Origin of the sequence: Psychrobacter coccoides, from assembly GCF_017498085.1 — a bacterium.
GTDB classification, from domain to species: Bacteria; Pseudomonadota; Gammaproteobacteria; order Pseudomonadales; family Moraxellaceae; genus Psychrobacter; species Psychrobacter coccoides.
Genome location: NZ_JAGBKM010000005.1, coordinates 128,298 through 154,698 on the forward strand (window position 1 = coordinate 128,298; position 26,401 = coordinate 154,698).

The following is a 26,401-nucleotide window of genomic DNA, read 5'->3' on the forward strand; positions in this document are numbered from 1 at the left end:
CGAGCAGTAATACCACAGGTATATAACAGGGTTATAAATTATGCTACTATAAGTTTTATTGAGTTTACAACTGTACTTTTAACCTAATAGCATATGCTATATACCGTATAAAATGACAAAAGGGATAAGTCTATGAGTAGTGTTTGGGATAGCGTTCAGCTGGCACGACATGCCAAACGTCCATTGTTTATGGACTACGTCAATGAGCTGTTTACAGAGTTTGATGCGTTGCATGGTGATCGGGCGTATGCTGATGACAAAGCCATCGTCGGTGGCTTGGCACGCTTAGATGGCATGCCAGTTATGGTTATTGGACAGCATCGTGGTCGCAGCACCCGTGAGCGTATCGCCCATAACTTTGGTATGGCGAATCCTGAAGGCTACCGCAAGGTAATCCGATTGGTCAAAATGGCAGAACGTTTTAATATTCCTGTCATGACCTTTGTCGATACTCAAGGTGCTTATCCTGGGGTCGGTGCTGAAGAGCGTGGACAGGCACAAGCGATTGCTGAGAGCATCGCCGTATTTTCAAGCCTTAAAGTGCCTGTGATCGTTACTATCATCGGTGAAGGCGGCTCAGGTGGGGCTTTGGCGATTGGCGTGGGGGATAGAGTAAATATGCTAGAAAACAGCATTTATTCAGTGATTTCTCCCGAGGGCTGTGCGTCTATTTTGTGGCGTACCGCAGAAAAAGCACCAGATGCTAGTGAAGCGCTAAAGCTAAATGCATCGAGCTTGTATCAACTTGGGCTAATAGATGCCATTATCGAAGAAGGTGAAGGGGCACACGTTCACCCGCAGCCAGTCATGAACTCTCTCAAGGCATTATTGTTAGAGCAAATGGGTGATATCAAGGACATGGACGCTGATGAGCGCTGTGAACAGCGTTATGAAAAGCTCAAATCCTTTAACTCAGAAGTGACGTTGCCCTGTTAAGCTGGCTACACTGGTTTTTGGGATTGGTAAGGCTTAGTGTTAAAATAAAACGTACTACTTTGTGGTGCGTTTTTTTGTGGATGAGCTAAGGCAGGTGAAATCATGATGACCAGTCGCACAATTCGTCAATACCCTATCGAGCCCATCTCAGCAAGCTCGCCAGTCGATGACGTGCTCGCCAAGGCCTTATTGCACAGTGTAAAAGTGCACGGTACGCAGCTGCATGGTCGCCGTGTTTGGTTGGCTTGTAGTGGTGGCCGTGATTCCTTAGCTTTAGCAGCCTTGTGCTTGCAGTTGTACCGACAAGCCAAACTGCCGTTTTTGCCGCAGCTGCTGCATGTCGATCATGGTTTGCAGGCGAGCAGTGTTGATTGGGCGACGCATGTCAAGAAATGGGCCCAAGCGCAGCAAATGTCCTGTACCGTCTTACAAGCAACAGTCGATGGCCATGATGAGCAGGCGGCGAGGTTGGCGCGTTATCAAGTCATGCGTGCACATATCAATCAAGGTGATGTGTTGTTATTGGCGCATCATGCCGATGATCAAGCGGAGACAGTATTGATGCGCTTGATACAAGGTGCTGGGGTCAATGGTTTGTCGGGTATGCAATCTTGGCGAGTACAAGAGGCAGGCGCCCAGTACAATGTCCTGTGGCGGCCTTGGTTGTCCGTTCAACGTACGACGATCACCGCTTACGCCCAGCGTCTTAAGCTGCCTTATATCGATGACCCAACCAATGATGCCGGTGATAATGTGCGCAGCGGTTTACGTGTCCATGTCATGCCGCTACTTAAAACATATAACCCCAACACCATCCAAAACATTGCTCGGAGCGCCCAACTGCTAAGCGATGCTCAAGCGACGCTCAGTGACCAAGCAGAGCAGGATTTACAGCAGGCGGCGGCTCATGAGTTAGCGTTGTCATGCGCTCAGCAGGTATTAAATATTGATGCATTGCACATTTTGCCCCTCCATCGACAGCGGCAGCTGCTACATCATTGGTTGGCGCAAGATGAGCCTTTGCCACCATCTAAGCAGCTGGTAGATGATACATTGGCGCTCACTCAGCGCAACGACCATGACCATCAAACCCAGCTGCATTGGCAAGGACGCACTCAGCAGTACCATATTCGTCGTTATCGTCAGCAACTGTACCGGCTGAGCCAAACTTGGCTTGAATGGCTGAACCTGCCAATAGCAGTACATAGACAGCCACTATCCCATAACGTCTCTTTTAGTCCTGTCTTACGGACAGGCAAAGGTTACCGTTGGCAGTTAAAGTGTGTAGCAGACAGCGCCTTTCAGCCACTCAGTCAGTTACAGTTTTTATTGAACCAGCAAGAGTGTGCATCAGGTAAGAGTGCGTTTAGCACTGATATAAAGGAGGCTAAAGACCGTCTTGTCTTACAGGCGACACCTTTAGACCGTCAGCAGCGCATTCAAACAGCACTTGCTACCCGTCCGCAATCAGGTAAAAAGCTCTATCAAACCCTCGCTATACCTGTATGGTTACGTGCCAGCCTAGTCGTGATAAGTTTAGTCAATGCCAAGACTGATGAGGTCTTGCCACTGTTATTGATATCGCCATTTGAGAGTTGGGTGCTGGGCCAAAAAAAATCAGACACGAAAGCAGAGATTCAGCCCAACACCGTTATCAGCAGCACCTTGCAACCCTATAGCTAAAGCCGCATTAGTCTCATGTTAGATGACTGATCGCCCAGTCAATTTATCAAACAGCTGTCAGAGCAGTATGTTAAACTGGGTGTCATTTTATAGCGCATCTTGGATACTTTTGAGTTTTTAGTAGGGAATCAATATGTCAGTACTAGAGAATAAAAAAATCAGCTTTATTGGCGGTGGCAATATGGCACAAGCTTTGATCAGTGGGCTTATAGCCTGTGACATCAAGCCTGAGCTCATTACCGTCTCTGCGCCTAGCGCCGAAACTCGCCAGCACTATACTGAGCAGAATATAAAGACCGTCGATGCCAGTACAGACCCAAAAGCTGCGATCAAGGGTGCTGATGTTGTGGTATTGGCGGTCAAACCACAAGTTATGCAAGATGTGGTTAGCGAGTTCGCCGATGCTCTAGAGGGCCAGCTGGTTATCTCAGTGGCAGCAGGCTTATCGACTGAGCTATTGTCCAGCATGCTAGGGGGTTATCGCCATATCGTTCGTGCAATGCCCAACACCCCTTCACAAATACAAATGGGAGCCACTGGTCTATATGCCACTGACGATATCAGCGAGGAGCAAAAGCAGCTAGCGACAGCAGTCATGGCGGCCTCTGGTCTGACCATGTGGGTCGACGATGAGACACATATGCACGCTGTAACAGCAGTTGCTGGTTCGGCCCCAGCCTATGTTTTTTACTTTATTGAGTCCATGATAGATGGTGCGGTTGCTTTGGGACTGGATAAAGAGCAGGCTTCGCAGCTTGCGATGCAAACGGTCTTGGGTGCAGCTCAGATGACTATCAATAGTGACGACAGTCCAGCCGAGCTGCGCCGTAAAGTTATGTCACCAAAAGGCACTACCCAGGCAGCCATTGAATCCATGCAAGCCAATGAGATTGGCCGTCAAATTGGCGAGGCCATGCAAGCCTGCTATGATCGCAGTCAGGCACTGAGTGAAGAGATGAAGTAGCTGCATAAGATATCTAGCAACCCGCTCTTTTATAAAAAACCACAGCTATAACCGCATTTGTTAATAATGGCACATTGAGTAGCGCTTCATGAATAATATGTTATTACAAGTTTTTGATTTAATTACTACCTTCGCCATGCTGCTGATATTTATCCGTTTTATGCTGCAGTTTGCTGGCATGGATGCACGTGATCCTATGATCAGCCCAGCTTATAAAGCCACAGGTATCGTCGATGTGTTTGGGCGTATCTTTCCTACCGTTGGGCAAGGACGTATTAGTATCGCTGCGATTGTCCTGATGTTTTTAATTAGGCTGATTGATATCTCAGGTAAGGCGGCGCTGACGCATAAAGGCATTGCACCACTGCCGTTGTTTTTTCAAGGCTCGCTCAGTCTTATTTTAGACTTTTTGCGTATGTGTCGTTACTTGGTCATCGGCTCTATCATTGTCAGCTGGATAGTGGTATTTACCAACTCTATGCATCCCATCATCGGTATTATCATGCGCTTAGCAGAACCGATTTTGGCACCGTTTCGCCGTATTACGCCCAATTTAGGCATGTTGGATCTGTCACCGATGGTAGCGTTCTTTGCATTCTATCTGCTTGAGATATTTATTAGCGGTCTGGCAGCGAGCTTTTTGCCTATGCTGGGTTAATGCAGGCGTAACCGTGCTGGTTTTAACAATAAGTCTGTGCAATAAAAAAGACGCTCAATTTAAATTGAGCGTCTTTTTTTATTGCTGCTGTGACTTATCTTGTTATTAAAATAAGGACACGCTCTAGATTTACATACTTATAAAACGATTTGGGATCAATTGTGCACTGCTGTCCTCAGGGTGCGGTCGATCAGCGGCTCTCAGCGTCTTGGTAATCCATTGATCGGCAGCTTTTACCGCATCGATGAGCTCATCTCCCATCGCCAAGCGGCCAGCGATATGGCTAGCAAGTGAGCAACCAGAGCCATGAAACTCACCGTCTAGGCGCGGCAAGGTGCTTTGGTGAATCATCTCGCCTTTGATATATAGATACTGTTCGATGTCGCCACTGTCAAAGTCATGTGAGGTTTTGACCAGTACTGCCTTCGCACCTTGGGCGCAGAGCTTTCTTGCCCCGTCGTGCAGGTCTTGCTCACCGCTTAATGCTCTTAGTTCGTGCGTATTGGGTGTGATTAGAGTGGCATAGGGCAGCAGCTTTCTAAACGCTGTGACCAGTGTCTGCTCATCACCCAAATTGCCGCCACTATTGGCGACCAAAACAGGGTCAAGGACAAAGGGAGTTTGCTCAGCGATGGTTCCTTCAGCAAACAGATGAGACAGCATAGCGATATTATCTGTCGTGCCGAGCATACCAGACTTGATAACTTGTACAGGCAAGTCATTGAGTACCGCTGTGGCCTGATCTTTTACCAAGGTGGCTGAGCAGGCGTCAAAGCCGAATACCTGCTGTGAGCTTTGGACAGTAACGGCAGTACAAGAGATGGCAGCATGAGCGCCTGCGGCACCTATGGACTCGATATCTGCCTGCAAGCCTGCACCACCCGAGGGATCTAATCCTGAAAAACACAATACTACTGGTCGCATAATGGCTCCTTTATGGCTAAGATAAATAACAAATACTATAGCCACACAATAACAAAAAAGCCACCGCAGCAAACTGGTTTAAAGTCGATTGGATTTGAAAGTGTTTGGTGCTGTTGGGATTGAAGGTTGCGCAGCCTTTACGTATGCCGCACGCAAGACAAATTTATACCAACAAGCACATTAAGAGATCCATGCCTTTTTTATTTTAATTGAGTATATGTCTTTGTCGCTTAATAGAATCTATTGAACCTATATTTTTCTATTTTTTATTGCTATAAATGGCATTTTTGAGTACCAGAAATAACTAAAATTAATTAAATCGATAATTATGGCAAAAGCAGGATTAAATCTGTAGACAACGCTTGCAATTCATTTTGGCTTTGTTATAATACTCGCCCACGACATAAGACGTATCAGTAGCTTTGATACTAGGGTTTCAAAAAGTGTCATATTATGATACTTTGAGAAATGTCTTAAATCGTTCGGTGAAGTGGGTGAGTGGCTGAAACCAGTTCCCTGCTAAGGAACCATACGTGTAAGCGTATCGAGGGTTCGAATCCCTCCTTCACCGCCATTTATTCGGTTTATTGTTAGATGTAAATACAGTATATCGATGTTAATGACAGTTATCTGACTAAAATAAAATATATTTTGTTTTAATTAAGAAAAGCTATTGACATCAACTGAATTATCTATATAATAGCCAACCTAATTTGCTGTAAATGTCAGTTAAAAAGCAGCAGATAATGTGCAAAACATGCGCCCGTAGCTCAGTTGGATAGAGCACTTGGCTACGAACTAAGGGGTCGGGAGTTCGAATCTCTCCGGGCGCACCATTTGCATAACCTCATATCAGTTATATAACAACTTATTTAACCGATATCTAAATGAATCGCCTGTCTCACGACATCATGGCGATTTTTTTATGTCTGTTATTTCTACTATGACCATTATAGTAGATTCAATTTAAAAATGTTATAGCGCTACTGGTATAAATTCTCCTTGCGTGCTGTATCCGTTCGATGCTGCGCAAAACTCATCCCAGCAGCGCTTTGGAACTTATGACAGTTTTGTTTTCAACTGACTATACCTGCTTTTAATGAAAAAGTTCTAATGCTTTTCTTATCAAACCTTCTGTGACGTTAGTGTACGCTAAGCGCCTGAATTACGGTACAATAGCGTCATCATTCTTCGCTTGTGATGAGCTTGTATCATGTCAAAAAGTACCTCTAAAAAACCTCAGCGCAAACCCTCTCAGGCGCAGCCCCCTGTGGCTGAAGCCCCTGTCATAGCCAAACCAACGACCCGCATCGTGGCTATCGTCTATGATGGCATGCTGATTTTGGCCTTGCTGTTTTTGGTAGGGACAGCGTTGACGGTGATTGGGACGCTCATGACCATGGAGACGGGGACTGAGTCATCACAAGCGCAGTCGCTGCCGACTTGGTATCAAAACGTTGTGATGACGCCATCTTTTATCCTGACTTTGGTAGGGTTTTATGGGATATTTTGGCGTCGGGGTGGGCAGACATTGGGTATGCAGACCTGGCGACTAAAGACCGTGAATAATGCAGGGCACCTGCTGACGTGGGGACAGTCGTTCAGACGTATTTTGGCGGCCAGTTTGATGCCTTTATTGTTTGGTATCATTGGCAGCTTAATCGGTGGCTCGCGTACAATTATGCTCACCAGTGCGTTCTTGGGCTTAATTTTTAATTACGTTTTTTGCTTATTTAACCGCCGTGGGTTAGCAGTACAAGATATGCTCTCCAATAGCATCACCTTAAAAATGCCCAAGCAGCAACACGAGGGCTTATGGCGTGGTCTTAAAAACCGTAAGCGGCATAAAAAAAGCCAATAAATTATGGCGCTCTAAAAATGACTGGCTCTACATATTGATTGTTTTAAACAACCAAAAGGTATAGCCGATAAAGCAGGCAATAAGCGTGGCACCAGATAGGCGGCCAAATTTGCGCTTAGTCAAATAAGCAACAGTACACAACACAAAGAGTAGGACAGTTAAGATGCTGACCATAGAGATATCTCGCCCTAAAATCACAGGGTTGGCATGAATTGGAGCAATCAAGGCAGCGATACCAACCACGCCCAAGGTATTAAAGATATTAGAGCCAATAATACTGCCAAGTGCCATATCGTGTTCACCCTGACGAGCCGCAGCTAGGCTAGCTACCAGCTCGGGTAACGATGTTCCGACAGCGACGATGGTTAAGCCGATGATAAGCTCGCTTAGTCCCCAAAACGTCGCCAATTCAACAGCGCCCCAGACTATGGCACGTGAGCTCAACACCAGCATCAACATACCTATAAATAAGCTGGCCAAGCCGTGGGATAAGCTTGGCTCTACATGGCCTTCTTGCACCCTACTTGGGCTGTTTTGTGCCACATGGACGTTGTCTTTTTTACCAGTAGTGGGCTTGTGTGCCTGTGAGCTTGCCGTACGACCTTCACGTTTGCTCAAAAATATCTGTAGACCTAAGACAAGGACTAATAACGCCAATAAAAACACCCCGTCAGTAGTGCTCAAAAAGCCATCACGTAGCTGCCAAGCGGCGACAGCAGTCACCAAGAGTAAGATAGGTAAGTCACGTGCTACGATGCTCTTATGAATGAGAATCGGGCTTATCAGTACGGTAGCCCCCAAAACCAAGGCAATATTGATGATGTTTGAGCCATAGGCATTGCCCAGCGCAAGCTCAGGACTGCCATCTATTGCCGCTAATGCAGAGACGACCATCTCAGGCGCTGATGTCCCTAATCCTAAAATAAGCACACCAATCAAAAAGCCAGGTACGCCAAGTTTTTTGGCCAGTGCAGTAGCGCCTTCAATAAAAACATCAGCACTCCACACTAAAATGGCCAAGCCAATAAGTATCGCAACGACTTCTAGCCACATCAGCGTTTTCCTTTATTGTTATCAACCACTATCATCAATCCTAAATAAAAAAGCTGAATCACAATATGGATTCAGCTTTTTATAAAAATCAGTAAACAGAGTCTATCAAATATAGTCGATGCATTTTAAAAAGAACATAGCGCTACTGGGGTGAATTTTGCGCAGCCTCTGTGATAACAGCACGCAAGTAAAATTTATACCAGTAGCGCGCTTAAATTTATGTAACAGTTTTATGTTCAACTGACTATACTTGCGCAAGACAAGGTGTCGTCTCTTGACACATTATGCCACTCAAAATTAAGCGACTTGTACCGGAATGATATTTGCCGTGTCTTTGACAGTGTTGTCTTCATTACAATAGACCAGCTTTGGCTGATAGGTTGATGCCTCTACTTCATCAAAATGAGCATAAGCACAAATGATGACGATATCACCTAAGTCTGCCATGTGAGCAGCAGCCCCATTTAGCGAGATGATACCAGAGCCAGCTTCAGCACGAATGGCATAGGTACGAAAGCGTTTGCCATTGGTGACATTGTAGATGTCGATCGACTCGTTCTCACGTAAGCCTGCAAGATCCAACAAGTCGCCATCGATACCGCACGAGCCCTCATAATGAAGCTCAGCATGGGTGACACGGGCACGGTGCAATTTGCATTTAAGCATATTAAGTAGCATGAATTGCTTCCTTTGGGTAACAAAAGTAATCTGTGTATGGGGGCAAATGCAGTAAATTAAAAGATTAACTCAAAGACTTAGCGAGTTAACCTGTGGCGTTTGCCCAAATATCGAATATCGGACGATACTAAAAACGACTGAGTTATGTTTCAAACTGTCAGTATCATACCGTTCACTCGGGCAATTTAAAACTATTAATTTGCGAACGCGCCCGTTCAATATCGCCATCTAATAATAAAGGCAGCGCTTCAAAAGCAGCCGTCAAGGCGCTATCGATAGCAATTTGTTCATTAGGAGCGGCCTTGGACAGGACATGACCAGTCACTTTGGATTTATGACCTGGATGGCCGATACCGACACGCAGGCGATGAAAGTCATTACCAATATGTGGCGTAATGTCACGTAAACCATTGTGACCCCCATGGCCGCCGCCTGTTTTAAGCTTGATACTGCCAGCAGGGATATCAAGCTCATCATGAGCAATCAGCAACTCGTCATTGTCGATACCATAAAAATTAACCATCGGCACCACAGATTGACCAGATTTGTTCATAAAGGTGAGTGGCAGTAATAGACGGACGTCATGGCCGTGAATACGTCCTCGGCCCACAACGCCATGAAATTTTTTCTCTGGACTCAAATCAATATTAAACTGCTGGGCCAGATGTTGGACAAACCAAAACCCTGCATTGTGGCGGGTATGTACATACTGCTGACCAGGATTACCAAGACCGACGATAAGCTTTAGGGACATGACGAGACTCTGCCTGAAAGTAAGAATAAAAATAAGGGAATAAATAAAATATGATTTGAAAAATAGCCATGTTGTTCGTTTTTCAAATCATACTTACAAAAACAGCAGGAGATAGTGATCCCCTGCTGTTAGATTTATTGCCAAATAACTGGCGATTGACTGGGCAAGGATACTGCCTAATCAATCGGCTCAGCTGATGTCAGAATTACTCTTCGTCAGCAGCATCGCTACCTTGCTCTGTAGCAGGTACATCAGCAGCGTCGACTTCGTCAGTATCTTCATCAACTTCTTCAAGAGCTGGTGGTAGCATGTTGACGATAGTACGATCAACCGCATCTTCCATATCCAGATCAAAGAGGATAGCACCTTCAGGTAGCTCGATGTCTGATAGACGGAACAGGTCACCGATTTCCATACCAGATACGTCTATTTCTAGGTATTCAGGTAGCTGTGATGGTAAGCAAACGATTTCGACTTCAGTCACCAACGTAGATAGGATACCACCTACTTTCGTACCAGGTGCTTCTTCACGACCTGAGAAATGTAGTGGGATGTTCATGTTGATCTTTTGGCCTTTAACAATGCGCTGAAAATCAGCATGCATTGGGTAGCCTTTAGCTGGGTGACGCTGTAAGTCTTTGATAACAGCTTGATGCTCTTCGCCATCGACAGTAATGGTCAAAACCTGAGAGAAAAATGCTTCATACTCAAGTGATTTTACCAACTCGTTGTTTTTGATAGCGATAGCCATTGGTGCTTCGTCACCGCCATAAATGATAGCAGGAACTAGGTTCTGCTTACGTAGGCGGCGGCTCGCACCTTTACCTTGTTGCTCTGCAGAACGGTCTACTGCGTTAATTGCAAAATGATCAATACTCATGGATATAATCCTATAAAAAGATAAATGAAGTAGTGGCTCTATAAGTAGATTTGCGACCAACCCACTTATGGATTCAATACTTGTCGTAAGTGCACCTACTGTCTAAACAAAGCAGTTTAGATAGTCCACAGCTTAGATAATAGACAAAAGGATGGCACAGGCGCGCATTATACGTGTTTTTGTAGTAATAATAAAGACCTACGTGGCAGGCACAGACAAAAAAGCGCCAAGTCATAACACTTGGCGCTGATTTTTGAGGTTTAAGATTGCTGTATTACAAGTAAGGTCTAAGAGCTAGCTTAGGCATCAAACATAGCGCTGATAGATTCTTCGTTATTGATACGGCGCAAGCTTTCAGCCAACATAGGTGCAATCGATACTTGACGAATCTTACTACACGCTTGAGCAGCGGGAGATAAAGGAATGGTATCTGTTACCACAACCTCATCTAATGCTGACTCATTGATGTTATTAAGTGCATTACCTGACAACACAGGGTGAGTGATGTAGGCCAAAACACGGCGAGCACCATTTTCCTTTAAAGCTTCAGCCGCTTTGCATAGCGTACCTGCTGTATCGACCATATCATCAACGATGACGCAGTCACGGTCACGAACATCACCGATGATATGCATCACTTGAGATTCGTTGGCGCGGGCACGGCGCTTGTCAATAATCGCCAGATCAGTATCGCCCAGTTGTTTGGCCATGGCACGAGCACGTACCACACCACCGACATCAGGTGAGACCACCATGATATTGTCGTATTCTTGTTTTTGTAGGTCATTAAGCAAGACGGGCGTACCGTAGATGTTGTCTACCGGAATATCAAAGAAACCTTGAATCTGATCGGAGTGCAAATCAACGGTCATGACACGATCGATACTGACAATATTGAGCATATCAGCGACGACTTTAGCAGAGATGGGTACACGAGCAGAACGTGGACGGCGATCTTGACGAGCATAACCAAAGTACGGCATCACAGCGGTGATACGGCCAGCACTAGAACGACGCAAGGCATCGGCCATCATCATGATTTCCATCAGGTTGTCATTGGTCGGTGCACAGGTTGGCTGCATGATAAACACGTCTTTACCACGTACGTGCTCTTTGATTTCTACCGCAATCTCGCCATCAGAAAAACGGGTGACGTCAGCTTTACCAAGAGGGATGTGGAGATGGTCGGCGACTGTTTTCGCAAGTTCTGGATGGGCGTTGCCCGTAAAAATTGCCAGATAAGGCATGACTGAAGTCCTATTGATTGACTCAAGCAGCGACCGCTAAGCAGTGTCTAACTGCCCAAATAAAGAAAAGAGTGATGAAAAACGACAGACTATATTAAAAAATGGCAGGGGTAGCTGGACTCGAACCAACGGATGTCAGGATCAAAACCTGATGCCTTACCAACTTGGCTATACCCCTGTAATGCTAGATAATACGAGCGCTGGGAGCTAATAAAAGTATTGCTTTGCGTCGTTATCTATTAACCGTATAAAACGGCATTCCCGAGCGGCGTTCATTGCAAACTATACCGAAACTGGGAAGGTGTTGTCAATTGCTATAAAGCAGCAATCCAAACTAAAAATGGCAGGGGTAGCTGGACTCGAACCAACGGATGTCAGGATCAAAACCTGATGCCTTACCAACTTGGCTATACCCCTATTGTGGCGACCTATTATAAGTGTATTTTTAGATTTTGCAAGTCATTTGCGTCTTTTTCTGTTATTTATTCAAAATGAAGGCTTGTTTGGTTGGTGAAAACCGTATTATCTTGCAGTATAGAACACCCAAAAACACTTTTGCATATTGTTTTGTCACAGACTGTTGACCAAATAAGCAGGGCAAGGTGCATCTACAATCCATTGCGCTAAAAGCGCTTTATCATCAATGACACTGCTATCTAAGGGCAAAAACACCGCGCTACCAGAACCCGTCATCCGTGCTGTGCCAAGCGCTACTTTTTCTAATCCTTGCAAATACTGCAGTGCCTCATCGACAGCAGGGGCGAGGCTTGTCACCACGGGTGTAAAGACATTGTGGTAGGAAGCCCATAGGTTTTTCGTGTAACTCTCTGACTGGTTTTTGATAGCTTCAACTGCGAGTGCTGCAGTATCTCGGCGTAATTTAGGGTGGGCAAACAGCTCAGCGGTACTGACATGGGCATCAGGTGTCAATACTAGATATTGCTGATCTGGCAGGTCAATGGCAGTCAGTGCTTCGCCAATACCCATCGCAATGGCATCTTGCCCAAAGATAAATATTGGCACGTCTGCGCCCACTGTAGTGCCAATGTTTATCAGCTCGTTTTGTGTAAAGCTCAGCTGCCACATCTCGTTTAATACCAGCATCGTCGTGGCCGCATTAGAAGAGCCGCCGCCTAAGCCTGCGCCCATCGGTATGTGCTTGTCTAAGGTGAGACTTACTTTTGGTAGCTGTTTGGGCAGTTGATTTGCTTTTATAGCTGCAGTTAATAATGCCCAAGCTGCTTTATAGATGAGATTGTCTGTTATGCTGGCTGTGATGGTTTGGGTGCCAGATAGCGTAAGCAATTGACAGCAGAGCTCGTGGCTATCTAGAGTCGTATCAACAGCCACTGGCTGATCTGCGAACGAAAAATAAAGGTAATCTCCCCAGTCAAGCAGACGAAAAACCGTTTGCAAATTGTGATACCCATCTGCACGTTTGCCTGTGATATGTAAAAACAGATTTATCTTAGCAGGAGATAAGCGTGTCAAAATGGTATTTTGGGGCGATGAGTGATCAGTCGTCATAAGTGATATCTGTTAGCTACTTTGATGATTGATAGTCATGATGACTTTATGGCCTTGAGGCTGCACAGCGCTAATTTTCACAGGTAGTTTGTCTGTTCCTTTATAAGTAAAGCTTGCCGTCCACTCGCCGTTGATCGATCTGATCAATCTGCCTTGCTCGTCCAGTTGTGGGGCGCTGTCTGAGGGTGCTGGGCGTCCAGATATCCAGTATGGCATTTGCGAGATAGGTGCTTGCCAGCCAGTGGCTTTTTTGAGCAAGGTCTCAGGATTAGCGGCTGTTAATGTGCCTGTTTTTTCGCTGACCAAGGTTGCTGTTTGGCCATCATACTCGATATTGGTTTTGCCAATACCTAAAGCGCCGATCAGCTCAATAGCAAAGCGCTCATTTTCCTGCCCCCAAGCATAAAACGCACTGCCGCCTTGCGCTCCTGAGTTGGTATCGCTATTGGCAGGTGTGGTCACTCCGATTTTACCCGTGATGTTGAAGCTATCGAGTTTTTGTACAGGTATCATCGATGAAGAGTCTGCGTTTGTCCGACTGCTTTGGAGAGACTGACAGCCAGAGATCATGAGTAGACTTGCCGTCAGGGCAGTAAGTAAGGTCAATTTTTTGGGTTTATTAAATGCTTGTATTGCAAAATTTGACATGATGTTTCCTAGCGTGAGACGGGCTTAAGATAGAGTTAAGATAGCTTATACTTATTTTGTTACTTAACTTGCTACACAGTTATCGTTTCTTGTTAGACCCTTATCGATGAGGACGCAGCCAGTCTAATAAAGCTGCACACGATCGCTGACGTTTTGTTGTCCAAAAGAAAAACGCTGCTGTAGATCTGCCAACAGCGCCTCGACCTTATCATTGTCGCCCATGCCTTGGTAAGCTCGGAGCAAGAGCACACCTGAGCGCAAAGTGGGCAATACATTATAAGGGGTTTGCAAGTAGTCAATGACTTGTAGGTAGTTTTTGTTGGCTAAGGCGTTGTTGGCCAATAAATTCAACGCTTGTAGATGTAGCTCTCTATCGTAACGTGGGTCATCGAAGCGACGTTCCGTAATCGCTCGAGCCAGCGCCAATCCTTGCTTGGAGTTTTTCTCATTAGAGAGGAGCAGTTGGGCAAAGTTCAGCTGGTACGATGGGTTATTAGGGTCTAGTGCTTGCAGATGGTTGAGTAAAGTGCGTTTGACAATGTAGTCGTCGACATCATCGAGTAACTGGGTACGCGCAAACAAGATCATCTCATTATCTGGATAATTGCGACTGGCATCGGTCAATAATGCTAATGCCTGCGCCTCTTGACCATGTTGCCATAAAATATCGGCTTGCAAGACGTAAGTGTCGGGGGCAAAAACCTCGAACTGTTTGCGCAGTTTTTCTAGTGTCGCTATGGCGGCATCGACATTACCAAATAACAGCTCAAGATCGACCACTTTTTTGCGGGCAGAGAGTACTAAGTCTTCTTGGATGACCTCGTTTAGATAGGATTTGGCCTGCTCAAAGCGTTGCTGACGCTCAGCACTGATGCCTAAATAATAATAGGCCTGATCGAGATAAGCTGGGTGTTTTGCCAGTATATTTAATAGCCGCTCAGCGGTGCTGTAGGCTTCGATATCCAAACTAACCAAAGCCGTCAACAGCGTAATCTCTGTGTCCTCACTAAAGCGCTTGTGGGTGTCGAGCAATAACTCCCAAGCCGCTTGGCTTTGCTTTAAGTCTAGGAGGTAGCGAATTTCATATAAGTACAGGCTTTTGCTGTCTGGGTTACGCAGGCGGGCTTGGCTAACGTAGCTGATGACGGTCTCTGCTGGCTCGATTTTGCGTAAGATATCCGCTTTTAGGGTCAAAAAAGGCACATAGTCTGGTTGTAGCATCAAGGCACGATTGATATGTACCAAGGCGACTTCTGACTCATCAAACTGATTAAGCAAGCCAGCTTTTAATACCGATAAAGACGCGTTTTGCTCACTGTCAATCGGCTGCAAGGCGGCCAGCAGCTCACGCTGGTCGCTATCAGTAGTCGGATAGATACCAATCAAAATCTCACTTAAATCAGTACGTGGATCATAGCGTAAGATAAGGCCTAGGGTCTCGCCAGCCAAGGTATAATCATGGGCTTTTAATGCCAAATGCGCCACATAAAACCAAGCAGGGACGTGGTCAGGATTTTGCGCTTGCCATGTTTTGGCAAACTCAAGCGAGGATTCGACGGCTTCATGTCGCAGCGATAAGCTCAGCGCCCGCTCAAATACAGCAGTGGCATCTTCTTTGAATGACTGCTGCTTATAGAGTGTTAATGCTCGATTGATATCGCCGCGACTGGCGGCAAACTCTGCTTCTAACAAGGCATACAGGCTCGGTTCATTGAGCGCTGGCGCCAATACCGTGGCGGGCGGGCGGTTTTTGGTGTTATCTTTAAGAGGGCTGTCTTTAAGAGGGTCAGTACCACTAGAGGCGCTCAGTTTAGAGGTGCTAAGCTGGCTCATTGACACATTAAATGTCTGATAAGTGCCATCAAAACCAGCTGTTTTATCAATGGTATTATGATGTCTGATCACGTTAAGGCTGCGCTTTTGGCGGTCTGTGCTGTTATCGCTATTGATTGGCTCAAAGCCTGCCTGAGCAGAAGTCCCCAAGCATAGGCAAGCTGCCAATGACAGCATTAGCTTACGGTATTGGCGCAGACGACTTATAATGACGTTTAGTAGTGCTTGCGCGCTACACTGACCGTCATATTCAAGCTGTGGCGCAGGCTTTGGTGATGCCAATAACCCAAAACAAATCATAAAGAGCGATATTTATTCATAAATAGAGGCCTGTATTATAAAAGCGGATAGACATAATTAACAATAGCACTCGTGTTACTAAAAATCTAACCGGCAGCGGTTGATTTATGCTGATCTGACCCAGATACAAGCAGATGCTAGGCAAGTATTAAATAAAGCCAGTAACAATGCTATAATAAGCGATTTTATATATAGCAACTGCTATATAACCTATTCAAATTAATAACGTTATTAGATATGCCTCGATTTGACGTCGATTGCGTTACTGATGTGTCGTATGATGATCGGTAAGCATGTCTATTAGCGTTTACTTATGGTCTATTGATAATGAGATTAGTGGTCATTGGGGTCAATCACAAAACCGCACCAGTCGCTTTACGTGAGCGCCTGGCGTTTGTGGGCGATGATGTGGCCGCCGCCCTTGGTGAGCTGAAAACCTTTACTGATGGCAGCGTGATTGTGTCGACTTGTAATCGCACAGAAATCTACGCCTTGGTGCCTGAGCTGAGTAGTACGACAACCCTGTCGGCTACCGCAGCGATGTCGGCACATATCAATCATATCAAAACTTGGTTGGCTAATTTCAAGCAGCTGCCTGGTGCTGAGATTGAGCCTTTCTTATATGTCCATCGTGATACGCATGCGCTGACGCATTGGCTAAGAGTGGCCGCTGGGCTTGATTCTATGATATTGGGTGAGCCGCAAATACTTGGCCAAATCAAACAGTCAGTACAAACCGCACAGGCTGAGCAGGCATTGAGTGGTCAGCTCAATTGGGTGATCGATCAGATTTTTGCCGCTTCTAAACGTGTGCGTAACGAGACCAAGGTCGGTGCCCATGCCGTATCGCTTGGCTTTGCTGCCGCCAAGCTGACCACCCAGATTTTTGATGACATGCCCAATCGCACACTGCTGATCGTCGCTGCCGGTGAGATGAATCGTTTGGTGGCCACTCATATTGCAGGACTGGGTGTCGGTCACATCATTATCTGTAACCGCAGCCCTGAGCGTGCTGAAGCGCTAGCAGATGAGCTGCGCCTGCCCAATCGTACGGTAGAGGTAAGGCCGCTACGAGACTTACCACAAGTGCTGGCACAAGCCGATATTGTGAGTAGCTGTAGTGGTAGCATGGAGCTATTGATTGATAAGACCATGACGGTGCAAGCGCTTAAACGCCGCCGCTATCAGCCGATGCTCTTGATTGATTTGGCAGTGCCACGTGATATTGACTCTAATATCAGTCGTATGGATGCGGTGTATTTGTATTCAGTCGATGATTTACAGCATGTGATTGCAGGCAACCTTGAGCAGCGCAGACAAGCTGCTGTCGATGCTGAGTTACTCGTCAGTCAGCTGGTCGTCGAGATGGAGCGCCGCTTTCAAGTACGGCAGGTCGGCCGCGATATCGAGCAGTATCGCATACGTAGCCATGATCAAGTGGATAAACTGCTGCAAGACTCTATTGCGAAGCTGACTCAAGAGGATGCCAATGCTGAAGACATCATTATTGAGCTGTCACGACGCCTGACTCAGACCCTAACTCATGCTCCATCGAAACTAATGCGCAAGGCAGCACGTGAAGGAGACAGTGAGCTGCTGGACTTTGTGGTATCAGGCTTGCATGACGCTTATCGTCGACGTTAACGCTTATCATGAGCAGCAAAAACAGCCATTAAATGAAACCTGTTATTGAGATCATTATGACGATGCTCGGCCATTGTCAGGCATCATAATCAGTGCTAGTATCAAACCATCAAGGTCTTCGTGATAGTCAGTTTTAAGTCAAGCTTACTATCTCGCATGACCACACGAGCATTTACTTAACGGATATTTATTTAATATTAGCAAGGAGTTTTCATGCCAGCATTACGTCAAGACATCGATCCAGAAGGCTTATTAGAGTACTCAGTGGTTTATACAGACCGTGCGCTAAACCATATGTCCAAGGTTTTTCAGCAAGTCATGAATGATTTGTTGACCAACTTAAAGGCAGTCTATAATGCTGATGCGGTTGCTATTGTGCCCGGCTCTGGTACTTATGGCATGGAAGCGGTGGCACGTCAACTGGCAAACGACGAAGATTGTCTGATTATCCGTAATGGTTGGTTTAGCTATCGCTGGACGCAAATCCTAGAAAAAGGCAAGATCGCCAAGTCATCTACCGTACTGACTGCCAACCGTGCTGAAGATACGGACGCACCCAAACCATTTGCACCTGTTGATATCGATGAAGCAGTTGCCAAGATTAAAGAAACAAAACCAGCCATAGTCTTTGCGCCGCATGTCGAAACCTCGTCTGGTATTATTTTGTCCGAAGACTATATCAAAGCGTTGGCCGAGGCTGTACATAGCGTCAATGGCCTGTTGGTTATTGATTGTATCGCTTCAGGCTGCGTTTGGTTAGACATGCAAAAGCTTGGTATTGATGTGATCATCAGTGCGCCACAAAAAGGCTGGAGCAGCACACCTGGCGCTGGCTTGGTGATGCTCAGTGAAGCAGCTGTCAAAAAAGTAGAGACGACTGAATCTGATAGCTTTAGCTTAGATTTGAAGCAGTGGCTAAACATCATGCGTGCCTTTGAAAACGGCGGTCATGCGTATCATGCGACCATGCCGACAGACAGCTTGCGTCAGTTCCGTGATACCGTTATGGAGGCCAAAGAAATTGGCTTTGATAAGCTATGTGATGCGCAGTGGGAGCTGGGCAAACGTATACGTCAGGTGCTTGCAGACAAAGGTATTGAAAGTGTTGCGGCTGAAGGGTTTGAGGCGCCAGGTGTGGTGGTGGCTTATACCGATCGTGATGACATGCACAAGGGCAGTGCTTTTGCGGAAGCGGGCATGCAGATCGCCTCTGGTGTACCGCTAAAAGTCGGTGAGCCAGAAAACTTTAAAACTTTCCGTTTGGGCTTGTTTGGCCTTGATAAGTTGACTGATATAGACGGTGCGGTACAGCGCTTTGAAAACACCCTTGAAAAGGTATTAACTAAATAATTAAGCCTTTTATCTATTAAGCATCAGTTAAGTAAATACTGAGTCATTATATTTATTGACTCAGTATTTTTTTGGCTATTTATTATGTTTTATTATATAATGTATTTTTATTAAACGAATTCAGATAAAATAACGACATACAATCAGCTAAATACCGACACGTCAAGAGTGACAAGATCTCGATGTCGATTTTAAGGTGGCTGACGGTATCGATAACTTAAAAAGCAGGCTAGGTGAGACCTTATGAGTATACAAATAGACTGGCAGGCCTTTACTCCGATTTCTTTGGTAGGTGGGCTAATACTGGGTATAGCAACAGTGATATTGCTATTAGGTATTGGACGTATTGCAGGTATTAGTGGGATTTTTTCTAGTCTGCTTAAGCCTAAGCGGGTAGAGATGTGGCAAGTGTTATTTATAGTGGGTTTGATTGGCTCACCCTTGCTCTATCGTCTGGCACGACCCTTACCTGCTATCGAGGTGAGCACCTCGTTACCTTTGCTCATCGCCGCAGGACTCTTGGTCGGCTTTGGCACACGCTTAGGCTCAGGCTGTACCAGTGGTCATGGTATCTGTGGTAATGCGCGTCTCTCCCCAAGGTCATTGGCAGCGACAGTGACTTTTATGGTTTTTGGTATTGCTACGGTCTATATCGGACGACATCTACTGGGGCTACTATAAATATAGCGCAGCGTAGATTCTATGATCCACAAAAAAGTTTAATATGATTTATAAAAATGACAGTGAGAGGCGACAATGCTAAAAAATATAATTGGATTACTAGCAGGGTTACTGTTCGGCTTGGGACTATTGATATCGGGTATGACTGACCCTGCCAAAGTACAAGGTTTCTTAGATGTGTTTGGTGCGTGGGACATATCTTTGGCACTGGTGATGGGTGGCGGTTTGGCGGTTGCCCTTGTTGGAGTGCAGCTGGCGAGGCGGCAGCAGTCCAGTTGGATTGGAACACCGATTGACATGCCAAGCAAAACAATCATTACTAAACCGCTTATTATTGGGGCGATGCTGTTTGGTATCGGCTGGGGGTTGGTCGGTATTTGTCCAGGGCCTGGTATCGTGCTACTTGGTACCGGACATTGGCAAGCTTATGTGTTTGTACCAGCGATGATCGTGGGTATGCTGATATATCAATGGGTTGAACCCAAGATAAGTTAAGTTTTGCATGGTTTAAAGGTGTTGAGCATGCGCTAGATAAAAGGTCAGCTTACGATGCCTACTATGGGCTGATGAGCTGACCTTTTTGATGGTTTGAGCCTTTACTCTGCTGTTGGTACAGTAGCGCTTGGGCTGACCTTGGGTGTTTCATGTGCCAATGATTTAGCGGCTTGTCGCAGCTCAAACTTCTGCACTTTTCCGGTACTGGTCTTGGGTATTTCAGCAAAGATAATGTATTTAGGCACTTTAAAACCTGCTAAATGCTGCTTGCAATGCTTGGTGACAGTGTCACGTTGCAATGTACTGCCAGGATGAATCTCGACAAAGGCTACGGGTATCTCGCCCCATTTATCATGCGGGGCAGCCACGACAGCACAGCTTTGGATCTCTGGCATCTTATATAGGACGTTTTCGATCTCGATACTAGAGACGTTTTCACCGCCAGAGATGATGATATCTTTGAGTCTATCCATGATTTTGATATACCCATCAGGGTATTTTACGCCTAGATCACCAGTACGGAACCAACCATCAGCGAAAGCCTCTTCGGTGGATTTGCGGCTTTTGAGGTAGCCCTTCATGATCATATTGCCACGTAGTGCCAGCTCGCCCATCTCCTCACCATCTGCTGCAACTGGCTCGGTTGAACCTTGTTTTAACACTTCAAAACCTGTCATCAGGTGCGATCTCACCCCTTGGCGTGATTTTTTTTGTGCCCGCTCCGCCACATCCAGCTCATCCCACTCGGGCTGCTCAGCACACACTGTAACTGGTCCATAAACCTCGGTAAGCCCATAAACGTGCGAGATATGAAAGCCCATAGATTCCATCTGCGCCAACATCGCCTCAGATGGTGGGGCACCGGCGACCCAGCCTTTGACTTGATGCTCGATGGCGTTTTTGTATTCTGCGTTACCTCCTGCAATCATATTATGTACGATAGGCGCTGCACAATAATGCGTGATTTTGTGTTTGGCAATCAGCTGTAAAATCAAGTCAGCATCAATCTTTCGCAGGCAGACATTGACACCGGCACGCTCGGCGATGGTCCATGGAAAGCACCAACCGTTGCAATGGAACATCGGCAAGGTCCACAGATACACTGGCTGCTTGGGCATATCCCAATCTAAAATATTGGAGACGGCATTGAGCGCCGCACCGCGATGATGGTAGACCACGCCTTTAGGGGTTCCAGTAGTGCCGGAGGTGTAGTTTAAAGAGATGGCATCCCACTCATCCAGCGGCTTTTCCCAGTTGTCTAAACGGTCTGAGCTGGCGATGAGCTCCTCATAGGTCATCTTGCCAAAACGCTCAACATCGATGGCATCGTCTGTCGCATGTATCACGATCAAATTGGGGAAGGTCTCATCGATAATCTCAGCAAGATCAGCAAACTCGCTGTCCATGATTAAGACTTTGGCTTCAGAATGCTGTACACAAAAAGTCAAGGCATTGATATCGAGGCGAGTGTTGAGAGTACAAAGCACACCGCCTGACATGGGTACGCCAAAAGCGCTTTCAACCATGGCAGGTGTGTTTGGGAGCATGACAGCGACAGTGTCGTTTTTATCAATCCCTAATTTGCGCAGACCATCGGATAACTGGCGACAGCGAGTATAAGTTTCATCCCAAGTCTGTGTCAGCTGGTTGTGCTCGAGATCATCATAAATAATCGCAGTTTGTTGGGGGTACACCGCAGCGCTACGGATAATAAAGTCAATAGGAGTCAATGGTTGATGGTTGGCAGGGTTTTTGCCAAGACCGGTATGAAAGTCAGTCATGAAGATAGTCCTTTATTGTGTTTTTCCATGTGATAAAGCAGCGACAAACTGATAAAGCGTTTGACTCACTGTAAACATTATCCCATTTATTATAGTCAAAGATACCCAAAAAGTAAGTCTATTTTATGATGACGACCAATTAGGGCCTTATGAACCAGATAAACGTAATGAGCAAGACAAATGATGAGGATAGTGCTCACTCATCAGTCGTTTGTCTGCATAGCTGATGGTAATCACGGTATGGTAGGATAGATTCAACATTCAATATCGAGCTATTTATAGCGCGATCACCTATTCATTCATAAGGATAATGATATGAGCGCCAGCCGCAACGACAACAGCACTGCCAGCCCTGATACGACGATCGATATTGCCAATACCAATGAGCATTATCCCCATTTGTTTGAGCCGCTAGACTTGGGGTTTACGACCCTCAAAAACCGTCTGGTCATGGGCTCGATGCATACTGGGCTCGAAGATCGCTTTTATAATTACGGCAAACTTGCCGCTTATTTCGCTGAGCGTGCCCGTGGTGGCGTAGCGATGATGATCACTGGCGGCATCTCGCCCAACCGTGCAGGTTGGCTGCTGCCTGCTGGTGGTACTATGAATACCAAGGCGGATGTTCTTAATCATCAACGGGTCACTCGTGCTGTGCATAAGTATGATGGTAAAATCATCATGCAAATCTTGCACAGTGGACGCTATGGTTATCACCCTTTTATTGTGTCAGCCAGTCCTATTAAGTCACCCATTACCCCGTTTAAGCCCCGTAAGATGAGCATCAAAAATATCGAGCAAACGGTCGAGGACTTTGCCCGTTCAGCTCGCCTTGCCAAGCAAGCGGGTTATGACGGTGTGGAGATAATGGGCTCTGAGGGATATTTGCTCAATCAGTTCTTATCACGCCATGTCAATAAGCGTGAAGATAAATACGGCGGTGATATTCACAATCGTATGAAGCTTGCTGTCGATGTGGTCAAGGCCGTACGGGCTGCTGTCGGCGAGGACTTCATCATCGTGTTTCGCTTGTCGGTCATTGATTTGGTCAAAGACGGTAATACGATGGAAGAGGTCATCACTGTCGCCAAAGCACTAGAAGAAGCGGGCGTGACCATCATGAATACTGGTATCGGCTGGCATGAAGCGCGCGTACCGACTATCGTAACTAGCGTGCCACGTGCTGCCTTTGTTGATTACACTGCCGAGGTCAAAAAGCACATTAGCATTCCGATGATGGCCGCCAACCGTATCAACATGCCAGATACGGCAGAAGGTATCGTTGCGGATGGGCAAGCGGATCTGATTCAAATGGCTCGTCCGTTCCTTGCTGATGCCAACTGGGTCAATAAAGCCAAAAATGGTCAAGCCGATCGTATCAATACTTGTATCGCCTGTAACCAAGCTTGTCTTGACCATACCTTTGAAAACAAACGCTCAACCTGTCTGGTCAATCCACAAGCCTGCTATGAGACGGAATTGGTCTACAAAAAAACCAAAAAACCGCAAAAAGTTGCTATCATCGGTGGCGGTGTCGCTGGTATGTCAGCGGCGCATGTGGCAGCGCTACGTGGTCACGAAGTCACCTTGTTTGAAGCCAAAGATATCTTAGGCGGACAGTTTAATTACGCCAAAGTCATTCCAGGTAAAGAAGAGTTTTTTGAGACCATCCGTTACTATATTAATGAGCTTGAGCACTTAGGCGTTGAGATTAAACGCAATACCTTGGTGGACAAAGACATGTTAGAAAAGGCCAAGTTTCACCATGTCATCGTCGCTACTGGCGTGGTACCAAGAAGCCTAGAAGGTAAGCTTGAAGGGGCAGATTTGCCACAGGTGATCAGCTACGCTGAGCTACTATCGGGTGAAAAGTCGGTCGGCGATACCGTGGCAGTCATCGGCGCAGGCGGTATCGGCTTTGATGTGAGTGAGTATCTAACGGCCAATCATGGTCAGCCATTGGATGAGCTTGGGCCTGAGACACTAAAAGATCCAAGCTATCGTCCTACGCCGCAGTCGGTGGATGAGTGGCGTGAAGAGTGGGGGGTCAATGCCGAACCACAGTATCAAACTGAGGGCGGCTTGATCAAGCCTGAGGGCATCACGCCCGTGCGTCAAGTGTATCTCATGCAGCGCAGCAAAGGCCGTTTGGGTCGTGGACTCAATAAAACCACCGGCTGGGTACATCGTGCTCATATCAAATCACATGGCGTCATCCAAGTATCAGGCGCACAGTACGAAAAAATCACCAATGAAGGTATTTGGATCACTAATAACCAAGGTCAAAGCCAGCTGCTGCGTGTCGATAGCGTGGTGGTCTGTGCTGGTCAGGAGTCGGTCACTGACTTGATGCCGAACGTCGGCGATGCACCCGATGCGCAGTATCATTTGATTGGCGGGGCAAAACTGGCTGCTGAACTTGATGCCAAGCGTGCCATTCGTGAAGGGGCTGAAGTTGCCGCTGCGATTTAGGGTTTTGATTTAAAGTTGTAAATTAAGATGAATAGACGGCAGAGAGACAATCTCCTGCCGTCTGCTTGTATCTGCCTTGCTGATGGCGTACAGACTAAACTGCGACAGTATACCTTTAAGAACTCTCCTTTAAGGGAACTCTACTTGCAAGCCTAAAATTGTGTACAATTTTTTACGCCTCTCACGTCAGGGCTAGCGGTTGGATCTGTTTTTTTGCGGCTAATGGTTGTGGTTTGGATTTTATATTTCAGCCAATACTTGACTCAGTGGTTGTTTAAACTTCTGATATTTTTCAGGCATTTTTTTAAAAGGCTCAATGGTAAAGCTAAACGTCTCATCTCCATCAAAAACCCAATAGTTTCCTATCAGCTTGCCGTCTTCGGTTTGCAGATTATCATGCTGGACATGATTGACAGAGAATTGATTTTTCTTAGCGTCATACCAAACACCCATCGCCCGCAGTGCTTGCTCGTCGCTATAAGACAGCATTAGCTGTGGCTGAATCTGATTATCCAGTGATACCAAACTAAGCGTCTTGGTAGTAAAACCGTCTAACGCTTGCGCCCAAGTAGCGTCACTTTTAGTCATGGCAGACACGCCAGACCATTGCTCTCTAGCAAGTGCTAAATCAGCCTCTGAGCGAATAATCGCAAACAAATCCTCTTGAACGATTTCTATTTGTTGGCTTTGAGGGTGTATCGTCACTGTCGTTTTATCAGCGGCTATTATATTATTCTCTATCCCAAAGAATGAGGTCAGCGCAAAGAAAAGAATGATGATTTGTTCCATAGGTTAAGTTACCGAAGTTCAGGGTAATTGTTGATGAGCTTAGTGATTGTGCAGCTGTAAATACCCCACTCTTAACACAACATCATCGTAGAATAATTAAGCCACCTGCCTGTACTCAGCAGGTGTCATATCATTAAGTGAATCATGGGGTCTTTCAGTGTTATAAACCTTGATCCATTCCTCAGTAAGCTTACTGACTTCATTTAAATCATTGAATAAATAACAATCCAAAACCTCATTGCGGTAACTGCGATTAAACCGTTCAATATAAGCATTCTGATAAGGACAGCCAGGCTCGATATAATCAATATAGATGCCATGAGCTGATGCCCAATCAGTAAATATGCTGGATGTAAACTCACTGCCGTTATCCACACGAATTTGCTTAGGATAGCCATGCCACTCGGCTAGCTGGTCAAGGTAGCGAATTACTCGGAGTGAAGGCATACTGGTACCAATATCAATGCCTAATACTTCACGGTTGTAATCATCAATCACATTAAAGGTTCGAAAGCGAATATTGTTGTGCAGCTTATCGCTCATAAAGTCCATAGACCAAGTATGACCCAATGCGTTTGGCACACTTAGCGGCTGGGGATTACGTGTTGGTAGCCGTCTTTTAGACTTACGGCGTAGGTTTAAGTTTAACGCTGTATAAACACGGTGTACTCGCTTATGATTCCATGAATAGCCAAGCTTGCGTATACGCTTAAAACACTTTGGGAAACCCCAACGATTGTGCTTGTCAGTAAGCTTGTTTAAGACATCGATAATCTCACTATCATCAGATAGTTTAGATTTATAGTAGTAAGCAGTTCGACTCATGCACACGACCTGACAGCTCAATGCAATACTGACACCATACTGCGCCTGTAATTCTTGCGCCCAGACTTTGCGCTCGGGTACAGGCGCTATAGCTTTTTTATGATATCTTCTTGCATTTGCGCTTTAAGGCTTAAATCAGCATACATCTGTTTGAGTCTACGGTTTTCTTCTTCAAGCTCTTTTAAGCGTTTGACGTCAGAGGCTTCCATACCACCATACTTGGAACGCCATTTATAGAAAGTCGAGCTAGCAATCCCGTATTTACGACACAGCTCTTTAGCAGGTATCCCAGCTTCTGCTTCTTTTAATATCGATACGATTTGGGTCTCAGTCATTCGTTTGCTCATATCAAAACTCCTTATGGGTATTTTATAAGAAATTCTACGTTTGAGCTGTGTTAGTTTAGGGGATAGTTACA

General features: G+C 45.9%; 22 protein-coding genes and 4 tRNA genes. 12 read left to right on the forward strand and 14 right to left on the reverse strand.

The features are described 5' to 3' along the window. The first annotated feature begins 132 nt into the window (after positions 1–132). From J3492_RS04545 to J3492_RS04560, 4 genes are all read left to right on the forward strand, one after another. Positions 133–936: an acetyl-CoA carboxylase carboxyltransferase subunit alpha gene (locus J3492_RS04545; protein ID WP_207990344.1), complete on the forward strand. Its 804-nt coding sequence runs from the start codon at positions 133–135 to the stop codon at positions 934–936. A 102-nt stretch (positions 937–1,038) separates the two neighbouring features. Continuing rightward, positions 1,039–2,619, forward strand: a complete 1,581-nt coding sequence (tilS, locus tag J3492_RS04550) for a tRNA lysidine(34) synthetase TilS (RefSeq protein WP_243453102.1) — start codon at positions 1,039–1,041, stop codon at positions 2,617–2,619. A 133-nt stretch (positions 2,620–2,752) separates the two neighbouring features. Further along, positions 2,753–3,583 carry a pyrroline-5-carboxylate reductase gene (proC, locus tag J3492_RS04555; RefSeq protein ID WP_207990346.1) on the forward strand — a complete coding sequence of 277 codons (831 nt, stop codon included), beginning with the start codon at positions 2,753–2,755 and terminating at the stop codon, positions 3,581–3,583. An 88-nt stretch (positions 3,584–3,671) separates the two neighbouring features. Next, the gene (locus J3492_RS04560) at positions 3,672–4,241 is read left to right on the forward strand and encodes a YggT family protein (protein WP_207990348.1); all 570 of its coding nucleotides are present in this window, start codon (positions 3,672–3,674) and stop codon (positions 4,239–4,241) included. Positions 4,242–4,370: 129 nt separating this feature from the next. Here the strand turns inward: J3492_RS04560 and J3492_RS04565 are convergent, their stop codons facing one another. Further along, positions 4,371–5,165: a hydroxymethylpyrimidine/phosphomethylpyrimidine kinase gene (locus J3492_RS04565; RefSeq protein ID WP_207990350.1), complete on the reverse strand. Its 795-nt coding sequence runs from the start codon at positions 5,163–5,165 to the stop codon at positions 4,371–4,373. 484 nt (positions 5,166–5,649) lie between these two features. Here J3492_RS04565 and J3492_RS04570 point away from each other — a divergent pair. The 3 genes from J3492_RS04570 to J3492_RS04580 all read left to right on the forward strand — a co-directional run bounded on the left by J3492_RS04570 (position 5,650) and on the right by J3492_RS04580 (position 7,026). Further along, positions 5,650–5,739: transfer RNA gene (locus J3492_RS04570), tRNA-Ser, on the forward strand. Positions 5,740–5,924: 185 nt separating this feature from the next. Beyond that, positions 5,925–6,001 (forward strand) — tRNA-Arg (locus tag J3492_RS04575). A gap of 377 nt (positions 6,002–6,378) precedes the next feature. Then, positions 6,379–7,026, forward strand: coding sequence for an RDD family protein (locus J3492_RS04580; RefSeq protein WP_207990352.1), 648 nt, complete (start codon positions 6,379–6,381; stop codon positions 7,024–7,026). A 27-nt stretch (positions 7,027–7,053) separates the two neighbouring features. On the opposite strand, the gene J3492_RS04585 is transcribed toward J3492_RS04580, so the two are convergent. The 10 genes from J3492_RS04585 to J3492_RS04630 all read right to left on the reverse strand — a co-directional run bounded on the left by J3492_RS04585 (position 7,054) and on the right by J3492_RS04630 (position 15,946). Next, on the reverse strand, positions 7,054–8,079 hold the full coding sequence (locus J3492_RS04585; protein ID WP_207990354.1) for a calcium/sodium antiporter: 1,026 nt from the start codon (positions 8,077–8,079) through the stop codon (positions 7,054–7,056). A gap of 297 nt (positions 8,080–8,376) precedes the next feature. Next, positions 8,377–8,757: an aspartate 1-decarboxylase gene (gene panD / locus J3492_RS04590; RefSeq protein ID WP_010196068.1), complete on the reverse strand. Its 381-nt coding sequence runs from the start codon at positions 8,755–8,757 to the stop codon at positions 8,377–8,379. Positions 8,758–8,929: 172 nt separating this feature from the next. Then, a complete protein-coding gene (gene pth, locus J3492_RS04595; RefSeq protein ID WP_207990356.1) occupies positions 8,930–9,511 on the reverse strand; it encodes an aminoacyl-tRNA hydrolase in 582 nt (193 codons plus the stop codon). Positions 9,512–9,716: 205 nt separating this feature from the next. Continuing rightward, positions 9,717–10,391, reverse strand: a complete 675-nt coding sequence (locus tag J3492_RS04600) for a 50S ribosomal protein L25/general stress protein Ctc (protein WP_207990358.1) — start codon at positions 10,389–10,391, stop codon at positions 9,717–9,719. Positions 10,392–10,690: 299 nt separating this feature from the next. Next, positions 10,691–11,638: a ribose-phosphate pyrophosphokinase gene (locus J3492_RS04605; protein ID WP_207990360.1), complete on the reverse strand. Its 948-nt coding sequence runs from the start codon at positions 11,636–11,638 to the stop codon at positions 10,691–10,693. Between the two features lie 102 nt (positions 11,639–11,740). Next, positions 11,741–11,816, reverse strand: a tRNA-Gln gene (locus J3492_RS04610). A 163-nt stretch (positions 11,817–11,979) separates the two neighbouring features. Continuing rightward, positions 11,980–12,055, reverse strand: a tRNA-Gln gene (locus J3492_RS04615). Positions 12,056–12,208: 153 nt separating this feature from the next. Beyond that, positions 12,209–13,165 carry a 4-(cytidine 5'-diphospho)-2-C-methyl-D-erythritol kinase gene (gene ispE / locus J3492_RS04620; protein ID WP_207990362.1) on the reverse strand — a complete coding sequence of 319 codons (957 nt, stop codon included), beginning with the start codon at positions 13,163–13,165 and terminating at the stop codon, positions 12,209–12,211. Positions 13,166–13,177: 12 nt separating this feature from the next. Beyond that, complete coding sequence (gene lolB / locus J3492_RS04625) at positions 13,178–13,813, reverse strand: lipoprotein insertase outer membrane protein LolB (RefSeq protein WP_207990364.1); 636 nt, start codon at positions 13,811–13,813, stop codon at positions 13,178–13,180. Between the two features lie 123 nt (positions 13,814–13,936). Continuing rightward, complete coding sequence (locus tag J3492_RS04630; protein WP_207990366.1) at positions 13,937–15,946, reverse strand: tetratricopeptide repeat protein; 2,010 nt, start codon at positions 15,944–15,946, stop codon at positions 13,937–13,939. Positions 15,947–16,273: 327 nt separating this feature from the next. Here J3492_RS04630 and hemA point away from each other — a divergent pair, with 327 nt between their 5' ends. The 4 genes from hemA (at position 16,274) to J3492_RS04650 (ending at position 20,116) form a co-directional block, all read left to right on the forward strand. Continuing rightward, on the forward strand, positions 16,274–17,590 hold the full coding sequence (gene hemA / locus J3492_RS04635) for a glutamyl-tRNA reductase (protein ID WP_207990368.1): 1,317 nt from the start codon (positions 16,274–16,276) through the stop codon (positions 17,588–17,590). Positions 17,591–17,803: 213 nt separating this feature from the next. Further along, entirely contained in the window at positions 17,804–18,940 is a 1,137-nt protein-coding gene (locus J3492_RS04640; RefSeq protein WP_207990370.1) for an aminotransferase class V-fold PLP-dependent enzyme, read from the forward strand. A gap of 243 nt (positions 18,941–19,183) precedes the next feature. Continuing rightward, complete coding sequence (locus J3492_RS04645) at positions 19,184–19,621, forward strand: YeeE/YedE family protein (protein ID WP_207990372.1); 438 nt, start codon at positions 19,184–19,186, stop codon at positions 19,619–19,621. Positions 19,622–19,696: 75 nt separating this feature from the next. After that, positions 19,697–20,116, forward strand: coding sequence for a DUF6691 family protein (locus J3492_RS04650; RefSeq protein WP_207990374.1), 420 nt, complete (start codon positions 19,697–19,699; stop codon positions 20,114–20,116). 101 nt (positions 20,117–20,217) lie between these two features. Here the strand turns inward: J3492_RS04650 and J3492_RS04655 are convergent, their stop codons facing one another. Further along, positions 20,218–21,897: an AMP-binding protein gene (locus J3492_RS04655; protein ID WP_207990376.1), complete on the reverse strand. Its 1,680-nt coding sequence runs from the start codon at positions 21,895–21,897 to the stop codon at positions 20,218–20,220. Positions 21,898–22,212: 315 nt separating this feature from the next. On the opposite strand from J3492_RS04655, the gene J3492_RS04660 reads away from it, so the two are divergent. Further along, positions 22,213–24,369, forward strand: a complete 2,157-nt coding sequence (locus J3492_RS04660) for an NADPH-dependent 2,4-dienoyl-CoA reductase (protein WP_243453103.1) — start codon at positions 22,213–22,215, stop codon at positions 24,367–24,369. 240 nt (positions 24,370–24,609) lie between these two features. On the opposite strand, the gene J3492_RS04665 is transcribed toward J3492_RS04660, so the two are convergent. Continuing rightward, entirely contained in the window at positions 24,610–25,158 is a 549-nt protein-coding gene (locus J3492_RS04665; protein WP_207990378.1) for a hypothetical protein, read from the reverse strand. A 96-nt stretch (positions 25,159–25,254) separates the two neighbouring features. Next, a protein-coding gene (locus J3492_RS04670; protein ID WP_424108382.1) for an IS3 family transposase occupies positions 25,255–26,330 on the reverse strand; the annotation gives its coding sequence in 2 pieces (ribosomal slippage) (positions 25,255–26,081 and positions 26,081–26,330; 1,077 coding nt in all). Between the last annotated feature and the right edge of the window lie 71 nt (positions 26,331–26,401).

What these genes read in the sequence shown, in the direction of transcription:
- J3492_RS04545 (WP_207990344.1), top strand. Translation starts at nt 133, where the DNA reads ATGAGTAGTGTTTGGGATAGCGTTCAGCTGGCACGACATGCCAAACGT.
- tilS (WP_243453102.1), top strand. Translation starts at nt 1,039, where the DNA reads ATGATGACCAGTCGCACAATTCGTCAATACCCTATCGAGCCCATCTCA.
- proC (WP_207990346.1), top strand. Translation starts at nt 2,753, where the DNA reads ATGTCAGTACTAGAGAATAAAAAAATCAGCTTTATTGGCGGTGGCAAT.
- J3492_RS04560 (WP_207990348.1), top strand. Translation starts at nt 3,672, where the DNA reads ATGAATAATATGTTATTACAAGTTTTTGATTTAATTACTACCTTCGCC.
- J3492_RS04565 (WP_207990350.1), bottom strand. Translation starts at nt 5,165, where the DNA reads ATGCGACCAGTAGTATTGTGTTTTTCAGGATTAGATCCCTCGGGTGGT.
- J3492_RS04580 (WP_207990352.1), top strand. Translation starts at nt 6,379, where the DNA reads ATGTCAAAAAGTACCTCTAAAAAACCTCAGCGCAAACCCTCTCAGGCG.
- J3492_RS04585 (WP_207990354.1), bottom strand. Translation starts at nt 8,079, where the DNA reads ATGTGGCTAGAAGTCGTTGCGATACTTATTGGCTTGGCCATTTTAGTG.
- panD (WP_010196068.1), bottom strand. Translation starts at nt 8,757, where the DNA reads ATGCTACTTAATATGCTTAAATGCAAATTGCACCGTGCCCGTGTCACC.
- pth (WP_207990356.1), bottom strand. Translation starts at nt 9,511, where the DNA reads ATGTCCCTAAAGCTTATCGTCGGTCTTGGTAATCCTGGTCAGCAGTAT.
- J3492_RS04600 (WP_207990358.1), bottom strand. Translation starts at nt 10,391, where the DNA reads ATGAGTATTGATCATTTTGCAATTAACGCAGTAGACCGTTCTGCAGAG.
- J3492_RS04605 (WP_207990360.1), bottom strand. Translation starts at nt 11,638, where the DNA reads ATGCCTTATCTGGCAATTTTTACGGGCAACGCCCATCCAGAACTTGCG.
- ispE (WP_207990362.1), bottom strand. Translation starts at nt 13,165, where the DNA reads ATGACGACTGATCACTCATCGCCCCAAAATACCATTTTGACACGCTTA.
- lolB (WP_207990364.1), bottom strand. Translation starts at nt 13,813, where the DNA reads ATGTCAAATTTTGCAATACAAGCATTTAATAAACCCAAAAAATTGACC.
- J3492_RS04630 (WP_207990366.1), bottom strand. Translation starts at nt 15,946, where the DNA reads ATGATTTGTTTTGGGTTATTGGCATCACCAAAGCCTGCGCCACAGCTT.
- hemA (WP_207990368.1), top strand. Translation starts at nt 16,274, where the DNA reads ATGAGATTAGTGGTCATTGGGGTCAATCACAAAACCGCACCAGTCGCT.
- J3492_RS04640 (WP_207990370.1), top strand. Translation starts at nt 17,804, where the DNA reads ATGCCAGCATTACGTCAAGACATCGATCCAGAAGGCTTATTAGAGTAC.
- J3492_RS04645 (WP_207990372.1), top strand. Translation starts at nt 19,184, where the DNA reads ATGAGTATACAAATAGACTGGCAGGCCTTTACTCCGATTTCTTTGGTA.
- J3492_RS04650 (WP_207990374.1), top strand. Translation starts at nt 19,697, where the DNA reads ATGCTAAAAAATATAATTGGATTACTAGCAGGGTTACTGTTCGGCTTG.
- J3492_RS04655 (WP_207990376.1), bottom strand. Translation starts at nt 21,897, where the DNA reads ATGACTGACTTTCATACCGGTCTTGGCAAAAACCCTGCCAACCATCAA.
- J3492_RS04660 (WP_243453103.1), top strand. Translation starts at nt 22,213, where the DNA reads ATGAGCGCCAGCCGCAACGACAACAGCACTGCCAGCCCTGATACGACG.
- J3492_RS04665 (WP_207990378.1), bottom strand. Translation starts at nt 25,158, where the DNA reads ATGGAACAAATCATCATTCTTTTCTTTGCGCTGACCTCATTCTTTGGG.